The 23,894-nt window shown below is 63.4% G+C and carries 28 protein-coding genes and 1 pseudogene; 1 reads left to right on the forward strand and 28 read right to left on the reverse strand.

The annotated features are described in order from the left end of the window. Positions 1 to 2 precede the first annotated feature (2 nt). The 22 genes from sctJ to PMI16_RS10505 all read right to left on the reverse strand — a co-directional run bounded on the left by sctJ (position 3) and on the right by PMI16_RS10505 (position 17,300). Positions 3 to 866, reverse strand: a complete 864-nt coding sequence (sctJ, locus tag PMI16_RS10400) for a type III secretion system inner membrane ring lipoprotein SctJ (protein ID WP_034379885.1) — start codon at positions 864 to 866, stop codon at positions 3 to 5. A 95-nt stretch (positions 867 to 961) separates the two neighbouring features. Continuing rightward, a complete protein-coding gene (locus PMI16_RS10405) occupies positions 962 to 1,366 on the reverse strand; it encodes an EscI/YscI/HrpB family type III secretion system inner rod protein (RefSeq protein WP_007879225.1) in 405 nt (134 codons plus the stop codon). 150 nt (positions 1,367 to 1,516) lie between these two features. Next, positions 1,517 to 2,131, reverse strand: coding sequence for a hypothetical protein (locus PMI16_RS10410; RefSeq protein WP_007879227.1), 615 nt, complete (start codon positions 2,129 to 2,131; stop codon positions 1,517 to 1,519). A 17-nt stretch (positions 2,132 to 2,148) separates the two neighbouring features. Beyond that, complete coding sequence (sctU, locus tag PMI16_RS10415; RefSeq protein WP_007879229.1) at positions 2,149 to 3,261, reverse strand: type III secretion system export apparatus subunit SctU; 1,113 nt, start codon at positions 3,259 to 3,261, stop codon at positions 2,149 to 2,151. Continuing rightward, positions 3,258 to 4,049, reverse strand: coding sequence for an EscT/YscT/HrcT family type III secretion system export apparatus protein (locus PMI16_RS10420; protein ID WP_007879230.1), 792 nt, complete (start codon positions 4,047 to 4,049; stop codon positions 3,258 to 3,260). The genes sctU and PMI16_RS10420 overlap by 4 nt, the downstream gene beginning before the upstream one ends. 21 nt (positions 4,050 to 4,070) lie before the next feature. Further along, on the reverse strand, positions 4,071 to 4,334 hold the full coding sequence (gene sctS / locus PMI16_RS10425; protein ID WP_007879231.1) for a type III secretion system export apparatus subunit SctS: 264 nt from the start codon (positions 4,332 to 4,334) through the stop codon (positions 4,071 to 4,073). Positions 4,335 to 4,379: 45 nt separating this feature from the next. Beyond that, positions 4,380 to 5,039, reverse strand: a complete 660-nt coding sequence (gene sctR / locus PMI16_RS10430; protein WP_007879234.1) for a type III secretion system export apparatus subunit SctR — start codon at positions 5,037 to 5,039, stop codon at positions 4,380 to 4,382. Beyond that, positions 5,033 to 6,184 (reverse strand): type III secretion system cytoplasmic ring protein SctQ, encoded by a 1,152-nt coding sequence (gene sctQ, locus PMI16_RS10435; RefSeq protein WP_007879235.1) that lies wholly within the window; start codon positions 6,182 to 6,184, stop codon positions 5,033 to 5,035. Before sctQ ends, sctR begins: the two co-directional genes overlap by 7 nt. Positions 6,185 to 6,301: 117 nt before the next feature. Continuing rightward, positions 6,302 to 6,889: a hypothetical protein gene (locus tag PMI16_RS26445; RefSeq protein ID WP_007879236.1), complete on the reverse strand. Its 588-nt coding sequence runs from the start codon at positions 6,887 to 6,889 to the stop codon at positions 6,302 to 6,304. A gap of 1 nt (position 6,890) precedes the next feature. Beyond that, on the reverse strand, positions 6,891 to 7,400 hold the full coding sequence (locus tag PMI16_RS10445) for a hypothetical protein (RefSeq protein ID WP_007879237.1): 510 nt from the start codon (positions 7,398 to 7,400) through the stop codon (positions 6,891 to 6,893). Continuing rightward, positions 7,397 to 8,776: a FliI/YscN family ATPase gene (locus PMI16_RS10450; RefSeq protein WP_007879238.1), complete on the reverse strand. Its 1,380-nt coding sequence runs from the start codon at positions 8,774 to 8,776 to the stop codon at positions 7,397 to 7,399. The genes PMI16_RS10445 and PMI16_RS10450 overlap by 4 nt, the downstream gene beginning before the upstream one ends. Next, positions 8,770 to 9,939 carry an FHA domain-containing protein gene (locus PMI16_RS10455; RefSeq protein WP_007879239.1) on the reverse strand — a complete coding sequence of 390 codons (1,170 nt, stop codon included), beginning with the start codon at positions 9,937 to 9,939 and terminating at the stop codon, positions 8,770 to 8,772. The genes PMI16_RS10450 and PMI16_RS10455 overlap by 7 nt, the downstream gene beginning before the upstream one ends. Before the next feature lie 228 nt (positions 9,940 to 10,167). After that, positions 10,168 to 10,899, reverse strand: a complete 732-nt coding sequence (locus PMI16_RS10460; protein WP_007879242.1) for a lytic transglycosylase domain-containing protein — start codon at positions 10,897 to 10,899, stop codon at positions 10,168 to 10,170. A 53-nt stretch (positions 10,900 to 10,952) separates the two neighbouring features. Further along, complete coding sequence (locus PMI16_RS10465) at positions 10,953 to 11,387, reverse strand: hypothetical protein (protein WP_007879243.1); 435 nt, start codon at positions 11,385 to 11,387, stop codon at positions 10,953 to 10,955. Positions 11,388 to 11,471: 84 nt separating this feature from the next. Next, a complete protein-coding gene (locus PMI16_RS10470) occupies positions 11,472 to 12,305 on the reverse strand; it encodes a hypothetical protein (RefSeq protein ID WP_007879244.1) in 834 nt (277 codons plus the stop codon). A 207-nt stretch (positions 12,306 to 12,512) separates the two neighbouring features. Next, the gene (gene sctV, locus PMI16_RS10475; RefSeq protein WP_007879245.1) at positions 12,513 to 14,606 is read right to left on the reverse strand and encodes a type III secretion system export apparatus subunit SctV; all 2,094 of its coding nucleotides are present in this window, start codon (positions 14,604 to 14,606) and stop codon (positions 12,513 to 12,515) included. Positions 14,607 to 14,615: 9 nt separating this feature from the next. After that, positions 14,616 to 14,927: a hypothetical protein gene (locus PMI16_RS10480; RefSeq protein WP_007879246.1), complete on the reverse strand. Its 312-nt coding sequence runs from the start codon at positions 14,925 to 14,927 to the stop codon at positions 14,616 to 14,618. Then, positions 14,905 to 15,363, reverse strand: coding sequence for a hypothetical protein (locus tag PMI16_RS10485; protein WP_237719843.1), 459 nt, complete (start codon positions 15,361 to 15,363; stop codon positions 14,905 to 14,907). Before PMI16_RS10485 ends, PMI16_RS10480 begins: the two co-directional genes overlap by 23 nt. 5 nt (positions 15,364 to 15,368) lie before the next feature. Further along, on the reverse strand, positions 15,369 to 15,695 hold the full coding sequence (locus PMI16_RS10490) for a hypothetical protein (RefSeq protein ID WP_007879250.1): 327 nt from the start codon (positions 15,693 to 15,695) through the stop codon (positions 15,369 to 15,371). A 42-nt stretch (positions 15,696 to 15,737) separates the two neighbouring features. Continuing rightward, positions 15,738 to 16,250: a hypothetical protein gene (locus PMI16_RS10495; protein WP_007879254.1), complete on the reverse strand. Its 513-nt coding sequence runs from the start codon at positions 16,248 to 16,250 to the stop codon at positions 15,738 to 15,740. Between the two features lie 43 nt (positions 16,251 to 16,293). Next, positions 16,294 to 16,491: a hypothetical protein gene (locus PMI16_RS10500; protein WP_007879255.1), complete on the reverse strand. Its 198-nt coding sequence runs from the start codon at positions 16,489 to 16,491 to the stop codon at positions 16,294 to 16,296. 11 nt (positions 16,492 to 16,502) lie between these two features. Further along, positions 16,503 to 17,300 carry a hypothetical protein gene (locus tag PMI16_RS10505; RefSeq protein WP_007879257.1) on the reverse strand — a complete coding sequence of 266 codons (798 nt, stop codon included), beginning with the start codon at positions 17,298 to 17,300 and terminating at the stop codon, positions 16,503 to 16,505. Between the two features lie 313 nt (positions 17,301 to 17,613). Between PMI16_RS10505 and PMI16_RS10510 the strand changes: the two genes are divergently transcribed. After that, positions 17,614 to 18,300, forward strand: a complete 687-nt coding sequence (locus PMI16_RS10510) for an RNA polymerase sigma factor (RefSeq protein ID WP_007879258.1) — start codon at positions 17,614 to 17,616, stop codon at positions 18,298 to 18,300. An 88-nt stretch (positions 18,301 to 18,388) separates the two neighbouring features. On the opposite strand, the gene PMI16_RS10515 is transcribed toward PMI16_RS10510, so the two are convergent. The 6 genes and pseudogenes from PMI16_RS10515 to PMI16_RS10535 all read right to left on the reverse strand — a co-directional run. Continuing rightward, entirely contained in the window at positions 18,389 to 18,913 is a 525-nt protein-coding gene (locus tag PMI16_RS10515; protein WP_007879259.1) for a hypothetical protein, read from the reverse strand. A gap of 217 nt (positions 18,914 to 19,130) precedes the next feature. Then, positions 19,131 to 20,672 carry a class I SAM-dependent methyltransferase gene (locus tag PMI16_RS10520; RefSeq protein ID WP_007879260.1) on the reverse strand — a complete coding sequence of 514 codons (1,542 nt, stop codon included), beginning with the start codon at positions 20,670 to 20,672 and terminating at the stop codon, positions 19,131 to 19,133. Positions 20,673 to 20,748: 76 nt separating this feature from the next. Next, entirely contained in the window at positions 20,749 to 22,323 is a 1,575-nt protein-coding gene (locus PMI16_RS10525) for a class I SAM-dependent methyltransferase (protein ID WP_007879261.1), read from the reverse strand. Positions 22,324 to 22,428: 105 nt separating this feature from the next. After that, positions 22,429 to 22,578: a hypothetical protein gene (locus PMI16_RS25860; RefSeq protein ID WP_007879262.1), complete on the reverse strand. Its 150-nt coding sequence runs from the start codon at positions 22,576 to 22,578 to the stop codon at positions 22,429 to 22,431. Between the two features lie 98 nt (positions 22,579 to 22,676). Beyond that, a complete protein-coding gene (locus PMI16_RS10530) occupies positions 22,677 to 23,273 on the reverse strand; it encodes a hypothetical protein (RefSeq protein ID WP_007879263.1) in 597 nt (198 codons plus the stop codon). 106 nt (positions 23,274 to 23,379) lie between these two features. After that, a pseudogene (locus PMI16_RS10535) lies at positions 23,380 to 23,894 on the reverse strand (hypothetical protein); the annotation flags it as partial.

Genomic DNA, 23,894 nt, shown 5'->3' on the forward strand with positions numbered 1-23,894 from the left:
CGTTACGATTTCGCTTCACGCAGCGGCGCCGCCGAGGCATCCGGCGCGGCCGCTGCCTGGCCGGCGGCGGCACTGCGTTTGGCGGCCCGACGCATGGCCAGTTGCAGCACCATGCGCGCCACCCGTGGATTCCGCAGGGCCTGGCGGAATCCCACGTAGCCTGCGCCCGACAACGCCAGCAATGTCATCACGATCAGGGTAAACATCAGGCCGCTGGCCGATGTGGCCGCGACCGTGAACGGTCCCACCGTGGTCCATTCGATGCCCGGTGGCGGTGCCTCTCCCGGCATCATCACCACCGACACCTTGTTGCGGCCGTCGTCGCCCGACAGGCCGGGAATCGCCGACGCCACCAACCGGCGCACACGCGGCGTGACGGTGTCTTCGTCGAGCGGCGGATGGTATTTGATGAACACCGCCGCCGACGACGGCTGGATCGGCTCGCCCGGTGCGATGCGCTCCGGCAGCACCACGTGCACGCGCGCGGCCACCACGTTGTCGAACTGTTGCAGGGTCGATTCCAGTTCTTCCGACAAGCCGTGGATATAGCGGATACGCTCTTCCATCGGTGTCGAGATCATGCCCTGCTTCTTGAACACCTCGCCCAGGTTGGACAGGTTGCGACGCGGCAGGCCGGCGATGTTGAGCGCCTCGGTGGCGCGCGACAGGTCCGGCTCGCGCACCGACAGCACGACGCCTTCCTTGGTTTTCTGTTTGTCGACCTCGATGCCCTTGCGGTTGAGCACCAGCACGATTTCATTGGCGTCGACGTCGGTCAGGCCGGCCTGCAACACAACCATCTTGGTGCAGGCCGCCAGCAATAGCGACGCCACGAGGAATGCTCCCCAATTGAACAGTTTTTTCATTTTTTCACGGACGCGGATACCGACCCAGGGGCCGGACTGGATGACGATAAGGGCATGGAATCCGCCGCAATGACCGCGACGGATTCCCCGGAAACTTACTGCAGCTTGGTCAGCGAATCGACGGACGACGCCGCTTTCGATACCGTCTTGGAAATGGTCTGCACGCGCAACTGATAGTCGTTGAGCGCCATCATGGCCTTCATCAGTTGCAGCGAGTCGCCGGTGCGGGTGGCCTGCTCCAGCAGTTTGGAGACGTACTGCTGGTCTTGCTTGACCTGTGACGCCAGGTTGGTGGCGCGACCGGCGATGGCGCTGCCGAGCGAATGGCTGTCCGGTTTGATGGCCGGGATTTTTTGCTGCATCTGGCGTTCCAGCGCAGCGCGAAACTGAGTAGTGTCGCCACCGTCGACTGCGTGTATTTCAAGTGAGAATTGCGTCTTTTGTTCGGCGCCGCGCGAAGAGATTCCAGAGACCGCTGCTACCTGTGATGTTGCATCCATGTTTTCCGGCTCCACGAAATACGTTAAGAGGCTGTTGCAAAATGCCGCTGAAAGTGCAGCAAGTCACGGACCGGTTGCACCAGTCGCGTTTCCTGCATGTCCTGTTAGGTGGTTGCCGCAAGGCGCCGGGTTCCACCTGATAGGCAAGGATCACAACGGTTCGTAGCGATTGCCGCAATATTCACCGCCGCAACCGAGTTCGGACGACGGATCGCAAAAACCGGCCTTGCCGCAACGACGCTGGCATTGCGCGCGCGACGTCGGACGCAACGGCGGCAACGACGTGCGCGCCGGCCGCAACGGCAGCGGCGGATAAATCACCAGGGACGACTTCAGCGCCAGGTGATGGGCGCGATCCCCGCTGCCGATGATGGTTTCATCGGCACGCTCGTCGGCGCCGTCGAGCAGCAGGTCGAGGCCGCCAAATGCGCCGCCGGCACCGTCCATGCCGCCATGGCTGCTGGCGTGCACCGTAGCGCCGCTACTGCTTCCGCCGGCGCTGCTGCCGATACTGCCGGCGCCGCCGTCAGCCGGTGCCCCGCCCGGCATGCCCAGGACCTCGACGCCGATCACCGCGTCCATCGGCGCCACGCCTTCCACTTCGGGCTCGGCGCCGGCGGCGGGGTCGCTTGCCTGTTGCGCCTGCACGCGCGCAACGTGGACGCGTCGCTCGGCCTCTTGCGTGGCCTGGCGCGCACGCCCACGGGCGGCGTTGTCGAGCGTGCCGTCCTGGTCGCTGCGGGCTTGCAATTCGGGGGACTTCACTGGCCTTGTCTCCTTTTTTACGCGCGCGGCTGCTCGCTTTGCGGCGGCTCGCCGAAGCTCTCCAACTCCACTTCCTTGTCGAGCTGCTGCGTGCTCACCAGTTCCTGCACCACCGCGTACACCTGCGCCACCGCTTCGTAACTGGAGCGCGGCACCACCGTATCGGGACGGCAGGTGGCATACAAGGTGCGCGCCAGCCAGACATGGCGGATCACCGGAATGCCGCATTCACGGGCGCGCCGGATCATCGCCTGGGCCACGTCGTCCTTGCCCTTGGCCAGCACCAGCGGCACCATCTGTTCGGCGGCGTCGTAGAACATCGCCACCGCGAAGTGGGTCGGATTGACCACCACGGCATTGGCGTCCTCGGTCTTGGCAACCGGACTCTCGTTGGCCCATTGCCGCGCCAGCCGCTTGCGCTGCCCCTTGATCATGGGGTCGCCTTCGGACTCCTTGTGTTCGCGCTTGATTTCTTCCTGGTCCATCATCAGTTCTTTTTTGTGGAAGTACTTCTGCACCGCGAAGTCGATCACGCCAAGGCACAGGCACACCACCACGATCACGTGGAATATGCCTTTCAGCAATTCAATGAAACCCTGGTAGATGTCTTTGGGTTCACCGCTCGAGAGCGAAACGATGCTCGGCAAATGACTGCGCACCAGCATGAATACGATGCCGCCGATCAGTATCGCCTTGCCCACCGTGATCAACAGTTCGATCAGCTTCTTCTTGGAAAAAAGCTGTTTGATGCCATTGGCCGGATTGAGCTTGTCGAGCTTCGGCTCCAACGCCTCGGTCGCCACCAGCACGCCGAACTGGCCCCAGTGGGCCGCCACCGATACCAGCACGCACACCAGGAAGCAGGTAAAGAACACGATCAGCAGAAAGATGCCGACCGAGGTCAGCATCTGCATCATGGCGGGCGCGAAATCGCGGTTGACGTCGAGGATGCTGGTTTCGATCAGGTTGACGATGACCCCGCGCCACAACGATTCCGTGGTCAAGGCGATTTCCGCCATGGCCACCAGCGTGGCCAGCTTGGCCAGGTCGCGGCTGACGGCGATCTGGCCCTTGTCCCTGGCGTCGTCGATCTTTTTGTCGGTGGGTTCTTCGTTCTTGTCGTCGCTCACTTGTGCACCTCGATCAGGCTGGCCGCCAAGTCGAGCAGGTGCGCAAAGTCGCCCGCCACATAATGTGAAAACGTCGCCCAGTAGGCCAGCAGGATCAACAGCCCGGTCAGGCTCTTGATCGGCGCCGACGCAAACGACACCTGCAGGTTGGAGGCAAACACGCCGATGATGGCGAAGCCGAACTCGATGAGGATCAGCGGAATGATCACCGGTGCGCCGTACACCACGATATACCAGAGCAACTCGCCAAAGCGCTTGAGCAGGATGTCGAAATGGCCGGGCTCGAATGGCGGCATCAATTCAAACGCCGGCCACACGCCGTAGCTTTCGATGAGGATGCGCGCCAGCGCCGAGAACAAGCCCGCCTGCACCATCACCACCACCACCGCCTGGATCAGCATGGCGCCGATGGCGCTGGCGTCGCGGTCGACGCTGGCGTTGTTGGCCTGGATCTGGATCGGCGAGCGCTGGGTGTCGAAGATCGAGCCGATCGACTGCACCACCCACAGCGGAATCGACATGAGCACCCCGAACATCAGGCCGATCATCGCTTCCTTGAAGGCCAGCATGCCGGAAAACAAAAAGTCCGGCGAATTCGTCTGCACGAAATAATAGGTTGGCAAGGCGGCCGGCAAGGCAATCGCCATGGCGGCCGAGTTCTTGGCCATGCCGGTCAGCACGTTCAGGCCGAAGCCCGGCAGGATCGCCAGGCAAACCAGTACACGCGGCGTCACGATGGCCATGGTGACCAGCAACGCCTGCATGTCCATCAGCAATGAAGCATGCATCAACGTGCTCCCCGGCGACCGTCAGCGACCGGCATCCGGCACCATGGCCAGCGCCAGGTCGGTCAGGTGTATCAGTTCAACACCGATCCAGCGACCCATGCCGGCCAGCGTGACCGCCACCGCCACCAGTTTGACCACGTACGGCAAGGTCTGGTCCTGGATCTGCGTGACCGCCTGGATCAGCGACACCACCAGGCCGCACATGGTGGCGATCAGCAAGGGAGGCGCCGCCAACATCACTGCCATCCATAGTCCCTGCTGGAAGAAATTGAGGGTATCCGCCATGATTTACCTTTTCCGTGAAGTGAATGCGCTGCCTGTTAACAAACCCTAGGCATACGACAGCGCCAGCGCGTTGAGCAGCTTGGCCCAGCCGGAGACCAGCGTGAACAGCAGCAATTTGAGCGGAATCGTGATGGTCTGCGGGCTGACCTGTTGCATGCCCAGGGCCATCAGCAGATTGGAAATCAGCAAGTCGATCACCACGAACGGAATGTAGATCAGGAAGCCGATCTCATAGCCGGTCTGCAACTCCGACACCACAAAGGCCGGGATCAGGATCAGGGCGTCGCTCTGCTGGGCGTCCCTGGCGGCCTCCTTGGGCCACAGCTTCTTGGCCGACGCCAGGAACAGCTCGCGCTGCTCGGGCTTGCTGACCTTGAGCATGAACTTGCGCAGCGGCTCGAACGATTCCTGCGCCTTGACCAGCAACGGCGTGGTGCGCGAACTGGCGGTGTTGGTCTCGAAGGTGAGCGCGTGCTTGCCGATCTCCTGTACCGTCGGCGCCATGATGAACACGCTCAGCGCCAGCGAAATGCCATAGATCGCCAGCGTCGGCGGCACCTGCTGGACGCCGACCGCGTTGCGCAACACCAGCAGCACCAGGGAAATCTTGAGGAATGACGTCGTCGTGACCACCATCAACGGCACCAGCGCCAGCATCGCCAGCAGCACCGAAAACGAGACGATGTCATATTGGTTGCTCAGCATGGACCGCCCCATTGGGTGATGCGCACGCCCAGCGCACCGTCGACGTCTACCGCTTCGCCGCGCCCGACCGTGCGACCGCCGCAGACGATGGCAATGCTGTCGGGCTTGCCGTCATGCAGCCCCAGGATGCTGTGCGGTCCAAGCGCACGGATCTCGGCCAGCGACAGACTGACGCGTCCCAGCTCGAAAGACAATTGCAACGGCACATCGTCGAGCGCGTCGTCCTCCATGGCCGCTGCTTGCGCGGGCATGCCGTCATGCTCGTGCTGCTGGTGCTGCTGATGCTGCGTGGACGCAGCGTTTTCATCCTGATCGGGCGAAGCGAATTGTGGGTGCTGCATGGCCAGTTCCGTTTCCAATCTGTTCTCCAAAGCGATGAGTTGCACACTGCCGGGACGGTGAAAGCGCGCCTGCCAGAACCTGCCTGCCAGACTGAGTGCGCCGCTGCCGTCAACGGCGAAATAGAGGGTGTCCGGCAACACGATGTCGCCGACGTCCAGTTGTCTTGCCCGCGCCGCCGGCAAGCGATGGCGGCCCAGCACGACCGGCTCGCAGAGCGCCAGCGCGGCGTATTGCGTGGTTGCGGTGCGTAATGGCGTCCACTGTCCGACCTGCAGCAATTGCCCCCAGACAGCGGCGTCGGCACGCGCCTCGAACGCCAGCGCATGTTGCTGTTGCCGCAGGCTCAATTGCAGCTTGCTGGCGGTCGGCATGCCGGGCGTGCCGGGCAGCAGGCGATTGAACATCGCCAGCGGCGTGCCGGCCAGGCGGCCCAGCACGGCCGCCGCCAGCCACTCGGGATAGGTGGCGCCGGCATCATCCGGCGCAGCGTTCAGGTCGATCCCGGTCAATGCCTGCAACAGCCGCGCGCCCTGAGAAATCTCGATGACGCCGCCGGCGCCGGCCAGCACCAGCGGCGCCGACCACGCGCTGCTGGTGCCAGCCAGCTGCAAGGTCAAACTTGCACCCGGCATCGGCAGCGACTGCACGAGGCCGTTGCCGACCCGCCGGGTCAGTGCGGCATGCGCCCTGCCAACGCGCGGCGCGCCACGCAACAATACGCTGCGACGGAGCGGCTCCTGCATGGCAAAGCCGGCGACATCGGTCACCGTCGCAGACGGATCGGAAAAAGTGGTATCGGACATAGGTGCTCTGGTAGTGGATGATCACGTCACATGCCAATGGGACTCCCTATCGCCACCCTTGTCGCGGAACTGCCCTGGACGGGGTGGGAAGGCGCTTTGTTGAAGCAATGACAGCAGTTACAGCACGGCGAGCCTGACGTATTTGTCCATACGTCGTGCCAGCCCCTCTTCCAGTTCCATTCGCTTCTTGCGCAGCAGGTCGCGCAAGCGATCGCCGGAGGGAGACAACAGGAACGACGCGCTCGATTCGCGCACGTCGACCATGACGCCCATGCGTTCCCCATTGGGCAACAGGATCTCGAAAATGCCGCTCTGGCCGTCGCTGGGCAACAAACCCAGCAAGGCCTCGGCATCGCAATCGCCGCTGTCGTCGGCAGCACCGGCCTGTTCACAGGCTTCGTGGCCGCCGCCGGAATGACCGTCGCCACCGGAGGCGTCAAACAAGCCCGGCGGCAACCAGACGCTGCTCGCCGACAAAGTGCCGGCGCCGGCCGTTTCATTGCGCTGGTTGCTCTTGCGGGTATCGCGCTCGTCGTTGTTCTGAGTACGCGCTTGCTGGCGTAGCGGGGTTGGCGCCGGCGTCGGCGGCGTCGGGGTGCGCACCGCGACGCCGGCCATCGGCGCCGCCGGGCGCGGCTTGGGACGTGGCGCCGGCGGCTCGGACGGTGCTTCCGTCCAGATCGACGTCAAGGAATCGAGCGCCATCTCAGTTCTCCGCCGTGGCCGCCAGCGCCTGCGCCAGCATCTCGTCGCGCAGGATGGTCAGTTTCTCTTGCTGGCGGCTGACCTCCAGCACTTGCAAGCGGGCCTGGAAGAAACGCACGCCGGCCTCACGGCAAACGCGCAGCTTGTTCTGGCATTCGAGGTAGTACTGTGCCGTCTCTTTTTTCATGCGTTCGTACACCGACTTGGCCTTGCGGAATTGTCCGCTGGTGATGGTCATGGCCAGGAACTGCGCCCGCGACTGCTGCCATTGCTGCGCCGTGTCGTTCTTGGCCTGGCGCCAGCGCAGCTTGCTGTCGTGCAGCACCTGCCGTTGCCGTCGCCAGGCTTCGCGCGCCTCGTTGCGCTCGCGCTCGAGGCGCCCCAGGCGTTGCTTGCGCACATGCAGCAACTGGTCGAGCCGCTTGTCCTTGACCTTGGGTTCGGCCACATCGGCCACTTCGCGGCGGCCGCGCGGAGCGCCGAATCCTGCCGTTGCCCCGGGCGCGTTCATCCTTGCATTTCCATGATCTTGGCCAGCGTCTTGTCATACGCCGCACTGGAGCTGGTGTCCTGGCGCAGGAAACTCAACTGGTCCGGACGCAACTGCATGGCGCGGTCGGCCACCGGGTCGGTGCCGGACTTGTATTCGCCGAGCCGGATCAGCAATTCCATTTCCTGATAGCGCGCCATCAACTCGCGGAAATGGGAAGCCGCCTTGCGATGCTCGCGCGAAGTCACGTTGCTCATGACGCGGCTGATGCTGGCCAGCACGTCGATGGCCGGATAGTGGCCCTGCTCGGCCAGCTTGCGCGTCAACAGGATATGACCGTCGAGCAGCGATTTGGCTTCGTCGCCGATGGGGTCGGAGGCCGATTCGCCGTCCACCAGCACGGTATACATGGCGGTGATCGAGCCTTGCGGCGTGCCGCCGGCGCGTTCGATCAGGCGCGGCAGCATGGTGTAGACGGATGGCGTAAAACCGCCGCGCGCCGGCGGTTCCCCCGCGGCCAATCCGATCTCGCGCTGGGCGCGCGCAAAGCGGGTCAGGGAGTCGACCAGCAGCAAGACCTTCTTGCCGCGGTCGCGAAACGCTTCGGCAATCGCCGTGGCGGTAAACGCCGCGCGCGAACGCTCCATGGAAGTCCGATCCGACGTGGCGCACACCACGATGGTCTTGCGGATCAGCTCGGCGTCCAGTTCATGTTCGAGGAACTCATTGAGTTCGCGACCGCGTTCGCCGATCAGGCCGAACACGATGGCTTCGGCCTCGCAACCGCGTGCGATGGCGGCCATCAGGGTGGTCTTGCCGCAGCCCGGGCCGGCGAACACGCCGATGCGCTGGCCGATGCCCATGGTCAGCAAGCCGTCGATGGCGCGTACGCCGGTGGCCAATGGCGTGGCGATGCGCGGCCGGTCGGTGGCCTTGGGTGCGTCGCGCATGACCGGCACGGTGGCGCGCCAGGTGGCGACGTTGTCCACCGCGGCCGGAGCGCGAAACATCCAGCGGCCAAAACCGTCCAGCACGCAACCGAACAAGTGGTCGCCGACGTCAATCGAATGGGCGCGCCGCAAGGGCTCGATCACGGTGCGCGTGGACACGCCTTCCAACGGACTGAGCGCCGACAGGATGGCGGCGCGATCGGTAAAGCCGACCACTTCGGCCAGCATGGGTTTGGCGGCGACATCGGGATTGATCAGATGGCACAGCTCGCCGATCTGTACCGGCGGCATATGGGCTTCAATCAGCGTGCCCAGCACTTGCGAGACTTTTCCATGACTGGAAAAGCCCGGTTTGGCCGGGATCGCCTGGCGCCACGCCTGCAGACGCTCCTGCGCGCCGTCCAGACGCTGCGCCAGGGCCGCGGAAAACGCCTCTGCGGCTACCATTTGATATCGATGGAACGCTTGCCGGTAAAGCTCAGCTGGTTGCCGTCGATGGCCGCCAGCTTGGTGCCGCGATATTCGTCGCCGACATACATGCGCCGGCCGTCGTCGGTGACGATGCTGGCGTTGTTGCCTGAAATGACTTGCTGGATGCGGAACGGCAGCATAGCCTCGGCGCTGCCGATCTTGACGTTGACCGGAAAGTGGATGTCATAACGCTTCATGAAGGCCTTGAGCATGCGCTGGAAGCGTTCGGCGTCCTCTTCGTCCAGCGCGGCCTGCATGGTCCAGGACTGCTCATCCAGTTCCAGGTTGAAACGCTTGATCAGGTCGACCTCGGTCAGCCGCCGGCGAAACGCCTCCTGCAACTGCGCCGGCGACAACTGCACCGGCGCAGCCGTGGCCAATGCGGCCGGATGCGATGTTGCCGGGCCGGCACTGCCCTTCCCCTTGCGTGCCGCCGCCATGTCGTCGGGATTGCCCATGCTGCTGAGCGAGCCCATCTTGATGGCCCCGCTGCCCGGCAATTTAAGCGGCTCCATGGTGGCCGGATTGATTTCCACCTCGCCCGCCGAGAATGATTCGGCATTGTTGAGCGGCGCGTAGCTGCGCGTCATCGAATACGCGGCAGCCGCCGACAGCACGGCGACCACTGCCACCGGCACCAGGATCAGGCGATGCTTGCGTGAACGCCGGCCCGGGAATACGCGGGCGTTCTCCTGCTGTTCGATGGGCGGCATCTCGGTGCCATCCTCGCTGTCCTCTTCCTTGTCTTTCTTGTCTTCGTCCTCTTGCCCGTCGCTGTCGGCCGCATCCGCCGGCAGCGGTTCCGGTGCGCCATCGTCCAGCGGTTCCGGCGGCGGGTCGCGCCAGGGGCTGTCCTGCGCCACGACGGTCAACCAGATATGATCGACCCGGGCGAAGCCGCCGAGGGGCAGTTGCAATTCCTCGCAGGTGCGATTGGTGTCGGCGTCGCGCACGACGCCGTCCAGCGCGCGCAGCGACCAGCCCGACGCCGCCAGCGCGACGCTGGCGTGGCGCTCCTGCATGCCGGGATCGACCAGCACCACATCGGCGTCCTCGCCGGCGCCGACGGTCAGGGCCTCGCCATGCAAGGGCAAGGTGGCGCCGCGGTGATAGCCGTTAAGTACTCGTAGTTCGACCATGTTGCTACTCCATTGCTGATTCATTATGTACAGTGCTGCCGTCAGGGCCTGCCATCGGTACGGGGCGGTGTTGCCGCATCTGGTTTTCCGTATCGAAACTGTTCATGAGTCGGCTCATCGCGGCCGCCGGTTCCATCTCCGCAAGAACGGCGCAAACGCTGTCGACAATAGAAAATGCCTGCGCGCGTCGACGACGCGCGCAGGCAAGCAACGCTGTCACTCATCCACTCAGGCCGGAAGCTGGCCGCCGCTGTCGATGATGTGCCAATAGTTCATGACCTTGGTCACGTAGTTCGGATCGCCGGTGCCGGCCGGCAAGTTGCTGAGGTTGTGCGGATCGACGCCGTTTTCACCGGAGTTGTAGGCGCGCAGTGCAATCTCCCAGCTGTCGACGCCGTATTTTTCCTTCATCAGGGATTTCATGTCGGCCAGGTAGTAAGCGCCCGCCAGGATATTGGTGGCCGGGTCGTTCTTGTTGCGTCCTTGCAGTTCCGGGTGCTTCGCCTGCAACGCCGCGAACGTGTTGTCGTTCATCTGCACCAGGCCGGTGTCGCCGCCGCCGTTGGCATTGGTGCTGGAGGCGCCCGTTTGCCAGCGCGACTCGTCGTGGATGAGCCCCGCCAACAGAGACGCCGGCACGCCGGTTCGGCGCGAGGCCTCCTCGATCATGCTCTTGTAGGGTTCCGCCTGAGGCGGCAGGCCTGGGCCCAGATCGCTGTTCGTTCCCGGCACGGTGGTCGGCGGAGGATCATTGCCACCGATGGTGTCGACGTGGTACAGGCTCTTCGGCGTATTGACCGGATAGGTATCCGGATTACCGTCGCCGCTGCCGCCGGGCGTGATGCCCAGCGCATCCAGTGTCGGTTTGATGATGGCATATTCGCGTTGATGCGCCGGATCGTGCGCCCAGAGATCCGCATAGTCTTGCCAGGTAACCGGCAACCTCGCCGCACTGCTCATTTTCACCTCCTACAGGGTTGTCAAACTGTTCTGCATCCGGCGTTGAGATCCGGCTAGTCAAGCGCTGTCTTCAGCAGCGCCAGCAACAGGCTGCCGGTGCCGTTGCGGCTGGTGGACGGATCCAACGGGTTCCAGTCGGGATTGTCGCTGTTCATGAGCGCGCCGATCACCATCGCCTCGGCCAGTTCGCGTCGCTCCTTTGCCGCCTGTTCGCGCTGGCGCGCCTCGGTACGCAACGACACGGCGCTGTCGGCCGGCTCCGGCTTGCTGCGCAACAGCGCCGGCGTGCGTTTTTCCTTCTCCGCCAGGGCCTGGTTGACTTCGTTCATGACCTCGCTGATGAACAGGCAGCACTTGTCCCGCAACTGTTCCAGTTCGCGCGCCCTGAATTTGTCCTTGCGGGCATGTTCGATGATGCGCAACGCCTCGTCATGCGTCATCGCAACGGCATGATCGCGGTTCGGCGTCTCTTTTGCTGGAAAGCTCATGACTATGCTCCGTTAAAGTCAAGCAGGTGATTCAATCCGGCCCTGCGCCATGTTGCGCAAGCAGGCCCGGCCGGGGTTGGCGGATCAGCGAGACGACTCATCGTCGCCTGTATCGCTGGTGCCTGCGCTCGATGGCGTTGCCTCGGTGTAGTCAGGCTCCACCGGCTGCGTCGGGCCGTGCGGCTGGTTGCGGCGCGGATGATTGCCGACCGCCTGCCCGCCCAGAAGATGCAAGGCATTGGTCTGTCCGGCATAGGCCATCTGTTCTTCCGCCTCGCGCGCTGCGCGCTGTTCTTCTTCGCTCATGCCTTCATACGGATTGAACGGTTCGGCTTGCATGCGCGCTGCGTCCGGATCGTCAGCTTGCCATGGCGTCATTCCCGGCGGCGGCTCCGGTACATGCGTCTGCAAGTCGCGGAAATTGCGTAACGCCGATGCGCGGGCGCGATGGTGAGCGCTCGACGCTGCGCTGGATGACGCCAGCCCTTGCCCGGAAGACAACGAGGCTGCATCGTCGGGCGTCGGCTCGCCGTTGCGCCATGCCTGCACCTGGCGCACGCCATCGTCCACCACGCTGCGCATGTTGAACACGGCAGCGCGATAGTCATCCTCGATGCCGCTGAGCCTGGCCCTGGCCATATCCAGAATCGAGTGCACGAAAGCGCCGGTGTCAAGCGCCTTCCCCGACCCCGAACCATCCCACGAGCGATGTTGCAAGTAGGTGCCCATGATGCCGCTCAGCGAATCGGCATTGTATGCGGCAATCCGGTTGATGAGGCCGTGGAATGCGCCGGAGATTCCCGATCTGCCATGCGGCCGGTTGTCCTGATGTGTTCTGTCGCCGGCATCGTGATCGACGCCGTAAATATTGTGCGCGCCATGGTTATGCGCGCCATTCGTGGAATGTGGTCCTGCCATGTTATTGCTCCAATCGGATTCTTGAGGATCCGCTCAAACGGTCCGTGGCCTGCTCTCGCGATGTCCTGACAATGGCGCGGAGATCGCGCGCAGTCGCGTTGTTGCAGGCGGATATATCTATATGTCGGCCAACCTTGCCTGGTTCCCATGCGGCATCGACATGGCGGCAATTGCCGTTGGCGCAAGTCCGGGACATCCGAGCCGTCCTCACATCTCGATCATGCCGACCGGCTTGACCTTGGCGTGCTGGGTCAGTTCGGAGAATGCAAACACCGGCACCGGGAAGAACTCTTCCTCGATCAGCTTGCGCACCGAGCGCCGGATGTCGGCCGCCGTGACCAGCACCGGCGGCGTGATGGGAGTGCTGACGTTGGTCGACAATTCGTTGAGGCGATCCAGGATCATCTGTTCCAGCTCGGAGTCGATGTCCAGGTAGCTGCCCTGGCTGGTCTGGCGCATGGCGTTGCGCAACTGGTCCTCCAGCTCCGGCGACAACAGGATCACTTCGATCAGGCCGTCGCGCGAGGCCTCGAAGCACAGCTGGCGCTTGAACGCCAGCCGCACGTAGTCGGCGATCACATCGGGGTCGCGTTCCTTGGGCGCCCAGTCCAGCGTGGTTTCCAGCAGCAGGCGCGCATTGCGCAACGACACGCCTTCGCGCGTGAGCCGTTGCACCACTTCGGTCAGGCGCGGCAAGGTCACCGACTTGATGACTTCCTTGCCCAGCTCCGGATAGCGCCGCTCGGCCCAGCGCGTAAAACGGATGACTTCATTGACGCCGACGAACATTTGGCAATTGCGCAACATCTCGACCTCGATGTCGGCGGCGAACACGTGCTCCCAGCGCTGGAACGGAATCCCCGCTTCGGCCAGCCGCTCCTCTTCTTCCAGGCGCAGCCAGACGCGGCGCCGGCGCGAACCGGCGATATTGTTCTCCACGCCCTGGAAACCCAGTTCGGTGACGCGTTCGAGCGTTTCGCGGGTGGCGCCCCAGCCGATCATCACTTCACTGTCGACCAGCGGCACTTCGGCCATCATGAAATGCACGCGTCCCAGCGGAATCGCGCTATGGAATTCGAATTCAATCGGCTTGAGGTCGGGAATGCCGCGCCGCTCCAGCATGCCGTTGCGCATGACGCGCACCGCGGAGCGAATGATTTCGGCCTCCGGGGTATTGCGCATGCCTTCCGGCATGCGCAGGATGAACGGCGTGGTGGCCGAAAAATTGGTCAGGTCGACAATGCCGGCGTTCTTGCGTTCCAGCTCGTCGGACTCGCGCTGCAGTTCGGCGTCGGCCAGCGGCTTGAGCATGCCGATCACGCCGGCCGTGCACAAGCCCAGCGCCAGCGCGACGAACACCAGCGACGGCATGCCGGGAATCAACGCAAACAGCAGCATGATGGCCGACGCGGTCAGCAGCGCCTTGGGCTCGGCAAACAGTTCGCCGACGATATCGCGGCCGATGTTGGTTTCACCGGCTTCTTCATGGTCGTCGTTGCTGACGCGGGTAGTGATGATACCGGCGCCCAGCGAAATCAGCAGCGCCGGAATCTGCGCGATCAGGGCATCGCCGATGGACAGGATCGAATACACCCGCATGGCTTCGCCGGCGTCGAGATTGCGCTGGATGATGCCGATGGAAATGCCGCCGATCAGGTTGATGGCGACGATGCACAAGCCGGCGATGGCGTCGCCCTTGACGAACTTCATGGCGCCGTCCATGGCGCCGTGCAGCTGGCTTTCCTGGCCCAGCTTGGCGCGTTTGGACTTGGCTTCTTCGGCGGTGAGGATGCCGGCGCGCAAATCGCTGTCGATCGACATCTGCTTGCCCGGCATGGCGTCCAGAGAGAAACGCGCCGACACTTCCGAGACGCGTTCCGAACCCTTGGTGATGACGATGAACTGCACCACCGTCAGGATCAGGAAGATCACCAGCCCGACCACCAGGTTGCCGCCCACCACGAAGTTGCCGAAAGTTTCGACGATATGGCCGGCGTCGCCCTCCAGCAGGATCAGGCGCGTGGTCGACACCGAAATCGCCAGCCGGAACAAGGTCGTCAGCAGCAGCACCGCCGGGAACGTCGAAAACGCGGTCGGCCCCGGCATGTACATGGCGACGATCACGATCAGGCCGGAGGCGCACAGGCTCAGCGCGATCAGCATGTCGAGCAGCCACACCGGCATCGGCAGCACCAGCATGAAGACAATGCCGATGACCAGCGCCGCCGCCAGCAGCTCGGCGCGCTTGGCCAGCCTGGCGGAAAACTTGTTCAACAGCAGTACGATGCCCATCGCCTTCATTGCGGCTCCTTATGCGGTTGGCAGGCCGGCGCTTGCGGCGTCCTGGTGGATGTCCAGGCGCCGCAGCACCAGCTTGATCCAGGCGTCGTTCTGGGCGTTGCGCAGCGCCAGCAGCTGCTCGCGGTCGACCGGCTCCAGCACTTCGGCTGCGGCATAGGCCGCCATCAATTGCAGGCGCGTCTCGTGCGGCCAGACCTTGAGGCAGCCGAGCGCCAGCAGATAGGCTTGCTCGTGCTGGTAAGCATTGAGATGGCCCCACACCAGGCCGATGGCCAGTTGCAGCTCTTCCGGCATGGACTCACGCGGCTTCTTCTTCCTCATGGAACGGCTCCTCGGCTTGGTTGGGGTTGTTTTCTTCCAGATTGGCTTCGACGTCGCTGCGTCGCATCTGTTGCCAGCGCAGTCGCCATTGCACCGCCAGTTCGACCACGCGAATGGCGTCCATGCAGGGCATGCGGTCGGCCTGCTCCAGCGTCAGCGAGTGCTCGATGAGCTTCTTTTGCAGCGCCCGCATGCGCGGAATCGGATCGCCGCTCCAGGCCGCGTTGCCGCTGGTGAGGCGCTCGCCCAGCAACTGCTTGAGCGACGCCAGGGTCGGGTCGCTCTGTACTTCCAGCGGCGGCAGCGATGCTTCTTCCTCGCCGGGCAACAGGTCGGGCCGGGCTTTGAGGATGGGATTGGCATTGCCGACGCTGTGGATCTCGGCCAGTTCGCCGACGTCGAGCGGGTGGACGCGGTCAAGCGCGCCGTTGTGCACGGCGGTCAACTCAGCAACTCCTCGGCCGCATTCAGCTCATCGGCGGTCAACGACGATATATCGTCGCCGTGTTCCACCATGCGCCGCAACACGTACAGGCTGCCGTCATTGAACATGGCCGGTAGCCAGGCGCCGAAACGCACTATGTCTTCGGCGCGCTTGCGCAACACCGCTTCGTTTTCCAGCATGGCCTCCGGTCCTACGCCGAGCGCAACCAGCATGCCCTCGTCGAGCGGATAGGCAAACAGCTGCATGCCGTTGTCGAGCGTGGCCATGGCCACCGCCTGCTGCATGCGCGCCTCGTTGGCCAGACGCGCCAGTAATTCTTCCATTGCGGCCCCCTTTTTCCCGTTGTTGCGTTGCTGAAATGCGTTCTACCTGCGCTGCCGTTGTTGCAGTTCCAGTTTGCCCGACGCAGCGATGGCGTTGCGCCAGGCCTGCTCGCGCACTTCTTCGCGACTGGGCAGTGCGGGTATTTCTGCTTGCATGAAATTGATCTGGCGCGTCAGCTCTTCCAGCAATTCCCGACGCACCTGCAACTTGTCCTGCGTCCACAGCGTCAGCGGCAGTTTCGCCATGGCCTCGCGCATGAGCAGGAATACCCGGCTGCGCTGCTCGATGGCGATATTCTTGGTTTCGACAATCTGGCCGATCAGTTGGCTGGCCTTGCCCTTGCCCCAGCCGGCCTCAGCCGCCGTCAGCAGGATCACGGCGAGTTCGGGCGCCGTCACGCGCACATGCACCTGGGCCTTGTCGGAGAGCTCCCGGCGCAAGGTGTCGGCCACCGCCACGCTGGATTTGACCAGCATGAAGGCGGAGGCGTCCGACATCGTCAACCAATAGCGTCCCATGCTGCGCAAGGGATTTTTGCGTAGATCCGATTTCATGGCTGGCCCTCGGTAGTTCCAATGATGATTGCGACGCGCCTGGTCAGCGCATGAACTTCACATGCACATGCTCATCCTGGCCAGCCTGCGCCGGCAGGCGAAAGCGGCCGTCGAGCAGATCGCGCCGCAAGGCGTCGCCGACCGAAAAACCGAACTTCATCGGCGCCACAGCCTGGGCGGCGCGCTCCGCCAGACGGCGGGTCATACTTTTGAGCGGATTCTTGATCTGATCCGTTGTCATATTTTTCATCCTTACAAACCTGACATCATTCTTGAACGGAGGCTGACAAGCACATCCATGCACTTGTCCGGCCCGAAATTTTTTATGAGCGCCTTGAGCATCGTCAACGCCGTCAGCGGTCCATCGAAATTACCGGTCGACTTGGCTCCGATCAGGAAACGCAGGTCGCGCGTCGAGGTCGTCCGCTGGCCATTCTCGTCGGCCGTCAGTGCTTCCAACGAGTTGACCATGGCGTCCGATTCCTGCAGCGCCCGGCGTACCTCGTAGGGGTGGTTTTCAATGAGGTCGCTCAGCATTTCCTTGAGCGCATTCTTCATCGAGAGCTTCTTGAGGGCGCTGACCGGTTGTTCGTCGACTTTGTCCAAGGCTTCGTAGATCACGTTGTAGCGCTGCAGCGGCTCGAAGAACTCGGCCAGCATCGCCTCGATCTCTTCCTGGTTGTCCTTGCTGGTGTCGTCACGCAACATGTCGAGCGTGTCGAGGATCGGCGCCAGATAGGACTCTTCCTCGTCCTCGCCGTTGCGTTCGTCGACCTTGCTGCGATACTTGCGCGTGGGCGTATTGGTGCGCGCCTGCGCCTGCTGCCGCGCCGGATTGGCGAAGCGCTGACGCAATGACCTGCTCTTGTAGATCAGGCCTTCCTTGACGCCACCCTGGGTATCGACGGCGTCGGTCGGTCGGAAATCGGTGGCGACGTTGGCCGCCAGGTTGCCATCCAGTCCATGCGTGTGCCCAGACTTGACGGGCGCACGCAGGATGACCGGATTTTCCAGCGGAGCGTTGTTGACGGAGGTGATTTGCGGACTCATAGCCACTCAGTGTCGGCGCGGTGGCGCATGGTTCCATGCCGATTCGATGATGCACGATGTGCAACCCGCGCGGGCGTCGATCCTTGCTTGTGGTGTTCAGCGCGCCGTCGGTTCCATGCTTTGGCGTGCGGATCGATCGCCAATTCTCATTTTTTTTCAATGTCTCACGAATTCTCACGGAACGTTTGCATTGCCGGTGTCCACTGCTATCTTGTGATCATACCAGCCGAGGTGATGTTGCGACAGCCGGTTACCGTGCTGCACCGCCGCCTCGCTTTTTACCCACAGTAGTTGTTGTCCCCAGGAGATTACAATGAAACATTCCACATCCGACCACGCGACGCCATTGGCAGCTGAGGCAGGCATTGATACCACCGCCGATGCCGATATTGCAGCGTCATCGTCGGATCCGGCAGCCGCAGCCGCAGCAGCAACAGCAGCAACAGCAGCAACAGCAGCAACAGCAGCAACAGCAGCAGGCCAGCCTATCGATATCGTGCAACTCTATTCGGAACACCGCACCCATCTGCTGCGCTTCGTGCAGCGCTATGTCGGCAATCATGAAGACGCCGAAGACGTGGTCCAGAACACCTTCATCGAAGCAGTGCGTTGCGCACATCGCTTCTCCGGCCTGTCGAAACCTTCCACCTGGCTGTTCGGCATCGCCCTCAACCTGGCGCGCAATCAGGTACGCCGCAACATCGCCGACCGTTATGAAATGGTGGAAGAAACCTTCATGGAACAAATCGTCGACCACCATGCCGATCCGGCCATGTTGTTTGAATTGCGCCAGATCGCGCAGAAAGTGGAAAACCTGTTGAGCGAACTGCCGCCCAAGATCCGCAGCACCTTTGAAGCCGTGCTCGATGGCGACGCCACCTATGAAGAAGCCGCCGAGCACCTGCACATCCCCATCGGCACCGTCCGCTCGCGCGTCTCGCGGGTACGCGCTGCGGTACGCAACGAGTACGGCAACTCCCGCGCACGCGGACAGAATTGAGATGCAAGCGTCCCGCCCGGCCATGCACTGCATGCAACGTCGTCGGGCCGCGCCCGGCTATGCGTGCAACGAATTCAATACGACGGACTCAGCCGGCGTCGCCGGCGCGTACCGCTTCCAGGTATTGACCGGCAATGTCGGCGGTTGCCAGAATGGCGTCCATGACGCTGCGTTCATCGCTCAGGAGCCGGATCGGAATCTTGCGCACGACGATGTAACGACCTTCGTCGGCATGCCAGAGAAAATCAACCGCGGCCGCCTGGCCCGCATCAGCGCCGGCAGCATCCAGGGGCGCGTGCAGCAGCGGCAGGTAATGCGGCTGTTCGCACTTGGGCAACAAGGCGGTGACCGAGAGATAGTGATCGACGCCGCCGCGTTCGACGGCGGAACGGGTGAACACTTCGCCAAGCTGCAACTCCAGCGCCGGCGGACCGTCGACCTGCTGCCCTGCCAGCGCAATCAGGTCCTGCAACAGGCGATTGACCGCCGTCACCGACATGTCTGGCTGGTTGTGGTCTTCGCTTTGCAAAATAAGGGCCTTGTAAAGTCGCAACAGATGAAGATAGCGCGGCAGCGCAACGGCTTGCGCCGGATGGATGATCAGCTTGGTCATTTTACCTCCTAATACAAAACGCGCCAAAGGACGCAAGCATCCGGCGCAATCATTTGCGCCGGATGTCCATTGGAAAAAATCGTTGAGACGCTACCATTTATCGCACAAGGGATGACGTGCACGCCGGCTGAATAGCTGCGGCGACATCACCATCAAGGACAAGCTGCCGCCTCTCAGGCAGCCGTCCCATCTACGCTTCCTTCTGTCAGGACTTACTTCACAATATCTGCAAACCCCGCCACACCGGCGCGCGGCGCTGCAGGATGGCGTCGGTCAGGTAATGCAACTCGGCCCGGATGTCGTCATCCGACTCGAGCGTGCGGTTGTCCTTGACCAGTCGCTGGCCCTGGCGTCGCAACGCGTCGCGCAGGTGATCGACGAACGCGGTCGTATCGATCTCGTGCGGGTGCCGGAGCAGCAGGCCGTAGAGCAAGCGTTGCACCAGTCCTGATTTGACGCCGTTGCCCAACAGCGGCGACGCCAGCGCCTGGTATTGATCGCCCAGGCGCGACGCTTCGGCCAGCGCGGCGTTCATGCGCTGCGCCGGCGCCGTCGGCATCGCCGCCGAGCAGGTGAAGTAGGTGGAGACCAGGCCGTCGGCAGTGAGCAACGCACCCAGCCTGGCGATGTCGAAGATGCTCTTGTCGCGCAACGGCGGCAGGCAGGCCAGTTCGATCAGTGCATGCGGCCGCTCGGCCAGGGCATCGAGTATGGCCTGGGCGGCATCGGTGTCGATGCGCGTGACGCCGGCCGGCAATTGCAAGGTATCGGCGACCGGCCCCGGCAGGCTGGTCAGGGCCAGCCCGGTCTGGCGCAGCCATTGCTCCTGGCGCGCCGGCGTCATGCGACGGGCGCCGCGCACGTAGACGTCCTCGCGAAAGCTGGTGTTGGCCAGGTAGTCTTTGACCGTTTCGCGCAGCGCCGGGTCGGCGATGTCGCCCAGCAGCGCGCGCTGCTCCTGCGTCAGGAACAGTTCTGGAAACGCATGCGACAACTCGCCCGAGCCGATATAGTCGAGCTTGGCGCCGGCGGCGGCCCGCGCCACGTCGGCGTGATAGAGCGGCTGCCAGCCTTCGCTCATGTATTCGTGGGCGAGGTAGTGCGCCTTGTCCTTGTAGAGCGAATTGAGCCGGTAACCCAGGTTGGAGTTGCCGTCGAAATACGCGGCGCCGGCCTGTTGCAATGCGTCGACCAGCGTGCGCGCTTGCGCCAGCTGATGTTCCGGCGTGCCGCCGTGATGGCGGGTGTGTTCCAGGATCAGGCGCTGCAGCGGCAAGGTGGCGCTCCAGCCCGGCATGGCGTTGTAGTTCAGGTAGACCACGCCGCCCGGCTTCAGGTAGCGGCTGATGAAATCGAGGATGTGGCGGCGGTTGCCGGCGTCGACCCAGCTGTAGACGCCATACATGGTGATGAAATCGAGCGGCGGCAATTCGACCTTGCCGGCGGCCAGTTCGGCAAAGCTGTTTTCCAGGAACACCAGGTTGTCGAGCTCGGCGCTTTCGGCCAGTCGGCGCGCCGAGGCCACCTGCGACGGACTGAAGTCGACCGCATAGAATCGTCCCTGCGGATTGCTGGCGGCCAGGATGTTGACGGTCAGCCCCTGTCCCGCCCCCAGTTCCATGTAGGTGAAGGGCCGGTCCAGCGGCACCGGTTCGACGCCATTGAGCACGCAGGAAAAGCTCAGGTGCGCCGGGCTTTGTTCGCGAAAAAAGGCCGCCGGATAATCGATACCCGCCACATAACCGTCGCTCCAGTCCATCGTTGCTTCTCCTTCTCGTGTTGTATCGTCAAATGTGTCGCGCTGCGCCAGGCCGGCGCCGGGGTCAATCCTGCGATCAGTCCTGCAAAATCCGCAGGTCGCGCCAGATCGGCTGGCGTCGTTGCAGGATCGCCTGCACCGTGGCCCGGATTTCGGTCACGGCCTCGTCTTCGGAGTGCAGCTCGCGCTCGCCCAGGATCACCGGCTGCTGTTGCTCCTTGACGCGCAGCCAGACTTGCGCGGCGATTTCACCGGCGTCGCTGCTGCCGGCCCGGCCTGCACCCGCGGCCGACAAGGACTGATACACCAGGCGCTGGAACAATGGCGCCTTGACGCCGCTGCCCAGCAACGGCGAGGCGAACACGCGGTACTCGCCCTTGAGCCGTTCGTTCTGGGCGACGGCGTCGTTCATGCGGCGCGCCGGCGCGGTATCCAGCCCGGCCGCGCTGAGGAAATACACGCTCGCGTGGCGCGTCTCGGCCAGCAACGCCACCATTTCGGCAACTCCGTGCAAGCCCTTGCCTGCCAGCGCCGGCAAGGCGGCCAGCTCGAGCAGGGTTTTCGGCCCCTCTGCCAGGGCGTCGAGCAAGGGATCGTATTCGGCGCGATCGAGCACCAGCTGGCGTACCGGGAAGCCCATCTCCAGCGACACGGTTTCCCGCAGCGACACCAGCGCGACGCCGATTTTCGCCAGCCATTGCTCGGTCCGGGCGGCGCTCATGCGGCGCGCGCCGCGCACGTAGACATCCTTGCGGAAGCAGGTGTTCTTCAGATAGTCGAGCACGGTCTCGCGCAGGGCCGGATCGGGGATCGACGCCAGCAACGCGCTCTGCTGCGGCGTCAGGTATAGCTTGGGAAACGCCCATGGCAGGCAGGCCGAACCGGCGTAGTCCAGCTTGGCGGCGGCGACGTCGCGGGCGACATCGGCGTGGTACAGCGGCTGCCAGCCATGGTTCATGTATTCGTGGGCGATGTAGCTGGACCAGCCGGCGTCGCCGTCCATCACCGCGTCAAGATAGTTGCGCAGGTTGGCGCTGGCGTTGCCGGTGAAGTATGCCGCCTGGTTATCGTTGAGGCCGGTCACCAGCCGGCGCATTTGCAGGATCTGTTCATGGCGGCTGCCGGGATACAGGTCGACGTGCTCCAGGATCAGGCGCTGCAGCGGCAAGGCGGTGGTCCAGCCGGGCATGGCGTTGTAACTGAGATAGACCACGCCGCCCGGCTTCAGGTAGCGCTCCATGAAGCGCACGATATGCGCGCGGTTGTCGGCATTGACCCAGGTATAGACGCCATGCAGCGTGATGAAATCAAACTGCGGCAACGCCACCCGACCTGCCGCAAGGTCGGCAAAGCTGCTCTCGAGGAAATGCATGTTGCCCAACTCGGCCGCCTGCGCCAGTTCGCAGCTGGCGGCGACATGGGCCGGATTGAAATCGGCGGCGTAGAAATCGCCCTGCGGATTGGCGGCGGCCAGGATGTTGGCGGTAAAGCCCTGCCCCGATCCCAGCTCAAAATACGTGAAGGGCCGGTCCAGCGGCACCGGCTCGATGCCATTGAGAATGCAGGCGAAGCTCAGCAAGGTGGGGCTCTGTTCAGGAAAGAACTCGGCCAGGTAATCGATATCGGAAACGTAACCTTCATGCCAATCCATATGCAATCCTCGGTAGATGAAGCAAGCCGCTCCAGGCGCAGAAGAGCGGCCGAAGCAAGAAATGCGGCGGCCGTCATGCGGCCGCCGCGCAGGGATGACGCCGTGTTATTTGCGATACAGGCGGCGGATACGGTGCCACGGAAAGTCGTCGGCCAGGGTAGTGGCGCCACAGGCATCCGCCGCATCCGGCACGTGCCCGGCATGCGAGTCAGTTTGATGAGCAATGTGATTGAACGTGAATGCGATGCTATCCATGGCGACCATCCGACAAAAGTAAATTGAACAAGGACCGATTGAAAAATTGACTCGTGCGAGTTCCCGGCGCATGGCCGGGGACTAAAAACCCAACTGCTTCAGCGCGCCATGGCCAACGGCCGCAATGCGTTCAATGCCGTCATGCCAGGCAATGGCAGCGCCTCGCACAGGCGCAGCAGGTTGGTGCGATAACGGTCGGCCATGCGGGCGGCCAACGCCGATTCGGTGCGTGTTGCCGGCGGCGGCGTCGGCGTGGCTGCCTGTACTGCCGGCGGCAGGCCCTGCCCGGCGTCGTCGCCGACGCGACGCAGGTAAGCGCGCTCGGGCTGCACCGGCTGCTCGGCGTGGTTGTTGCCGGGAATCGCTTCCAGCGCCGCATAGTCCTGTCGATGCAGGCGATTCCACACCGGCATGTTGCCCTGGTCGTCCGGATCCGGACGCTGGGGCAGCGCTTTGCCGACGTTCAAATTGTTTGACTGCCGCGCGCTGGTCAGGGCGTTGAACGCCCGCACGCCACGCGACGGTTTGTCGATGGCCACGCGCCACAGCGTTGGCTGCTGCGGCGTCGACGAACTCGTCGACGGAGTCGCGGCCTTGTCGGCCATGTGGTCCATCAGGTTGCTGTAGTCTCCCAGCAGCCCGGCAATATCGCCGGCTCGCGAGTAACCGCCGACGACAGGATGAATGGGACTCATCGTGTTTTCCTTTCAAGAGATGCCGGTTCGCCGGGAAGCCAAGCCTCCGGGCGAACCGTATTACCGGCGCAGGTGCTGCAAGCGCACCTGCGCTGTGTTGCTTTGTTTATGAGATGGTGCCGTCTTTGATCGCATTGCCGTAGTCGCCTTGGCCCAGCTGACCGTCGTGCTTGCCGTCGGTGGCCGATTCAAGCTTTTTGAACAGCTCGCCGTTGTTGGCCATGAGCGCTTGCGCCGCAGCCTGCACTTCCGGCGGCACCTGGATGGTCTTGCCGTTCTTGTCCGTGAAGTAACCGGTCTCGGCGGCTTGTTGCATCTGTTGCGACGACATCAGGCCGACATCATGGTCCTTCTGGAACTGGTTGATGGTCTTGGCCGCGCTGGAATCGGACGGCAACTGGTTGCCGCCGGTAGGCGGCAGGTTGACATTACCGTTGCCGTTACCATTGACATTGCCATTGCCGTTACCGAAGGTGCCGGTACGATCGATCACCGGTGGGCCGCCGCCATCCGCCGAGATGGTGCCGTCCTTGATCGCATTGCCGTAGTCGCCCTGGCCCAGCTGGCCGTCGTGCTTGCCGTCGGTGGCCGATTCCATCTTCTTGAACAGCTCGCCGTTGT

It is taken from the genome of Herbaspirillum sp. CF444 (assembly GCF_000282135.1).
Lineage (GTDB): Bacteria > Pseudomonadota > Gammaproteobacteria > Burkholderiales > Burkholderiaceae_D > Herbaspirillum.